The 4,236-nt window shown below is 48.6% G+C and carries 3 protein-coding genes; all 3 read left to right on the forward strand.

The features are described from left to right. Positions 1-85: 85 nt before the first annotated feature. Entirely contained in the window at positions 86-2,080 is a 1,995-nt protein-coding gene (locus ACYC56_RS12690) for an OmpL47-type beta-barrel domain-containing protein (RefSeq protein WP_461374543.1), read from the forward strand. A gap of 171 nt (positions 2,081-2,251) precedes the next feature. Further along, positions 2,252-3,364 (forward strand): glycosyltransferase, encoded by a 1,113-nt coding sequence (locus tag ACYC56_RS12695; protein ID WP_461374544.1) that lies wholly within the window; start codon positions 2,252-2,254, stop codon positions 3,362-3,364. 60 nt (positions 3,365-3,424) lie between these two features. Beyond that, the coding region (locus ACYC56_RS12700; protein WP_461374545.1) for a nucleoside-diphosphate sugar epimerase/dehydratase at positions 3,425-4,236 on the forward strand (812 nt) is incomplete at its 3' end.

Here is a 4,236-nt window from a genome sequence, read left to right on the forward strand (position 1 = left end):
ATAAGGAGGTGAGGTGTATGCGGGCGTTCTTATTAATCGACTGGAGGGGTGAAACTTGAGTAATTGTAAGTGGCTATACGGACTAGTGGTTTTAATTGCCACCGTTTTTGTTGCAGTAGTTCTACTGCTCACCGGTAAGCCTGGTAATGCGTATTGCGAAGAACAGCACCAGCTATTTGGGTCTGGCGGGGGCGCATGGTTAAACCAGGTGATTATTACCGTAACCGAACCAATCGGCCTCAAAAGGGTCGATGAGCCGGTTGAGGTAGCCTTTACGTCGGATAAAGTAAAACCGCAAGGTGAGGATATTCGTGTAACCGACGAGAACGATATTGAGATACCATACCAGATTAGGGTAATTGAGGCGGGTAGTTATAAGATTTCCTTCTTTGCGCAGGTTGAACCATATTCTACTAGAAACTACCATTTATACTTTAATAATCCAAATGCACTAAAACCGGATTATGGGGCAATGTATTCTGCATTGGATAATCAGGCGAAAACATGGCAAACAGATGGCCTACTCATCGGATGGGGAGGCAAAGCAGGCTTCGACGTCTCTGACACAAACATCATAACCACGCTTAAGTTTGATCAAAACGGCGACAAAAACCCGGCCAACGATCTTGATTGCCTGACGGACGACTACGCCTGGGACTGGTTTTACGGGCGTTTTGGATCATCGACACCTGGCGCATTCGGTGATCCCCAGGGGCGAATCATTGAATACGGACCGGTATTTAGTGAGATGGCGCTTGATGGCGTAAAAGTGCGCTACTATAGGAATAAGAAGTGGATAATGGCATACAACTATATTGATAGCATGGGTTGCTTTGATAGGACCTACCAGTTTATGAAGTCCGGTCTTGGCGAGGAGGTGTTTGTGCCAGATTGGGGCCCGGGCGATATTCGTCAAGGGCTTACCGGGTATGACAGCGCTGATACCAACCCCGGGTATCTAGCATTTAGGAATCCAACAAACGGATTAATCTTCGGGGCTGCTGCTATGGATGTGGCAAAATGGTTTATACGTGCCAAGTATTCTGGAGCATGGGATCGTGGTATTAGTTTCGGCGACAACTCCAACAGGCCGGATGCCAAGGTCTATTGGTATTCGGATACCTCAAACACCTACGATGGAATCGAGCAATTCTCCAAACAGATACTAAATCCGCTTAAAGTCAGCATCGTTGAGGATGTTGACCCGCCGGCAACGGGCCTATCGGTTATACCGGAAATGCCAAACGGTAGGGATGGCTGGCTTATAACTCCTGTAGAAATTGACCTTTCAGCAAGCGAGAAATCGAGCACTTACTACCGGATTGATACCGACTCATACGCGGCCTATAGCTTACCGATAACCATCCCCGAGGGCACGCATGACCTGAATTATTACTCAGTCGACGTGGCCGGCAACAAGGAAGAAGAACAACACATGCAATTCAAGGTTGACTATACCAAACCTGAAATCGATACGGGTATCTCGCCTATAAGCACAGGCAGCCTTTACTTTATCAACCAACCAATAACCTTCCGATATAATGCTACCGATACAGTCTCAGGTATAAGTTCAATCCAAGCAACCGTAAACGGTATACCTGTCCAAGACGGGGCGTCTGTGAAATTTAGCAAACCAGGCGAATACGAATTTTCTGTCAACACGACAGATGTAGCCGGCAACGAAGCGTCTAAAATGGAAACCTTCACAGTAGGTTACAATTTTAAGTGGCTGCCGCCGGTTAAGAAGAAGAGCGATGTGCCGGGTCATGGATATATTGCAGATGCGGCCTCGATAATCCCAATCAGATTCCAGGTAGTCGATGGACAAGGCAGGGCGGTTGTTGATAAAACAGCTAAGGTCATCGTCTCTGATGGCGAAAATTCGACGTCTTTTACCTGCGGGAAAGGTGCGTATGATATATGGATCAATCCCTGTGATGGCAAGTACCGGCTCAATATAAACCCGTCGGGTTATCCATGGCTACAGCCGGGTGGAACCTACACTCTATCGGTTTACTTTTTGGGCGCAGGGGGCGGCCCCGAGATATTGCATGGACGGATAGGATTGGAGCTTCAATAATAGATGAAATGCAGCAAGGGGGCTACTTGAATGTAGCCCCCTATGTAATGGCGGAATAGTTCGGCATCCTATATAATAGGCATGCAGGTGAAAAACTGCACAAAGCAAGCATGAAACGAAGAACGAAATAATGAGGGGAGAATTAGAAACGGCAGGTTATGCCGGTATTTAATGAAGGTCTTACAGGTAAATAAACTTTACTATCCCCACATAGGCGGGGTCGAAAATCATGTTCGCACCCTTGCCGCAGGACTCAAAGACAAAGTAGCTATAGAGGTTCTTGTTGCGAACGAACAGTTTGCAGCAGCAGTTGAGTTCGTTGATGACATAAAAGTCACCCGGGTTGCTAGCCTTGGGCGGCTTCGGTCAACACCGCTGGCCCCCGGTTTCGTACCGGCGCTTAAGAAATCGAAAAGCGATATCTACCACCTGCATTTTCCGAATCCAACAGGAGAGACTGCGTTTTTGATAGCCCGTCCACCCGGCAAATTGGTCGTAACATACCATAGCGATATAATCCGGCAAAAGATCCTTCTGAGATTTTATAAACCGATTCTTGAAAAATTCCTGGACAGGGCGGATAGGATAATCGTAAGCTCTCCTAATATGATCACTAGTTCTCCATTTCTGCGGAAGGTAAAAGACAAGTGCAGGGTCATTCCGTTTGGCATACCGACCGATTGGCTTGAGCCGACGCCGCAGATTGAGACCAGGGCGCATGAGATCCGAGAGGAGCACGGCCCTAACATCGCGTTCTTTTTAGGTCGGCTTATCTACTATAAAGGCGTTGATTACTTAGTCAAGGCGATGCAATATGTAGATGGCAAGGTGATAATCGCGGGCGAAGGCGAACTGGGCCCAGAATTAAAGAAACTCGCCGCCGATATCGGCGTCAAAGATAAAGTAGCGTTTGTTGGGGCGCTTTCAAATGAGGAGCTTGCGGCGTATTACCACGCCTGCGACCTATTCGTGCTGCCTTCGATTGAGTCAAGCGAGGCATTTGGTTTAGTGCAACTCGAGGCGCATGCCTGTAGCAAGCCCGTGATTTGCACAAACCTGCCAACCGGCGTGACCTTCGCAAACAAGGATGGCGTTTCGGGTCTGGTCGTCCCGGTGCGTGACGAGAAAGCTTTGGGCGAGGCGATTGAAAGGCTTTTCCGTGACGGCGAACTTCGTTTAAGGCTGGGCAGGCAGGCAAGAGAGCGCTTTGAGTGTGAATTTACCCTTGATGCTATGTTCGCCCGGGTGCTCGAAACGTACCGGGAAGTGCTTTCAACCACTTAGCTATCATGGGTGTGAAGATCAAGTAAGCAGATAACGGATGGCTGCGAACGTGAGGCGACTATGAGTCGGAAACAATGGGTTATTTTTTCAATAATAAACGATGCGGTTCTCATCAACATGGCGATTATCGTTGCGTTTTTGCTACGGTTTGAAGGCGCCCTGCCGCGCTTTAACTTTCAAGCGTATACCAGTCTCGCGCTTTTTATCACCCTGGTGCAGATCGGCGCGCTCTACGTTTACGACCTCTACAATGTTGAAGAGGCGGGGGATAGTTGGGATATCACCTCTGGTATCATCAAAGCCGCGACACTGGGTTTAATCCTCAATGTATTTTTGACGTTCTTCTTCAGGTTTTTCTCATTCCCAAGGCCGGTCTTTATCCTGGCCTGGTTGTTGCAGATACTATTTATGAGCGGTTGGCGTATTGCCGCTGCCAGGGTTTTTAAAATCAAGTGGCCCACCCAGCGGGTTCTTATCGTCGGGAAGGGTGAGCCCGCGCTCGAAATCATTAAAGAGCTTAAAAACCGTGCGGAATGGGGCTATGAGGTTGTCGGCGTTATCTGTAAAGATAAGCATTTGGTCGGTAGCAGCGTCGATGGGGCGGGCGTTATCGGCACCCTTGATGATCTCGTACCCCTAATTCACTCCCATAACATCGACCGCGTAATCGTCGCGTCCCCAATAGCCCACAGAGAAACGCTTGAGGAGCTGGCCCATTCTGCCTCCACCAATGTTCGCCTTGAAGTAATACCCGAGCTTTATGAAATCTACATCGGGAAAGTCGATCACGCATTGTTGAGCGATATACCTTTGGTGCAGTTGACACGGGAGCCTGCGGCGAACTGGGTGTACCTAACAAAAAGGTTTGCCGA

This window comes from Candidatus Aquicultor sp., assembly GCF_054640775.1.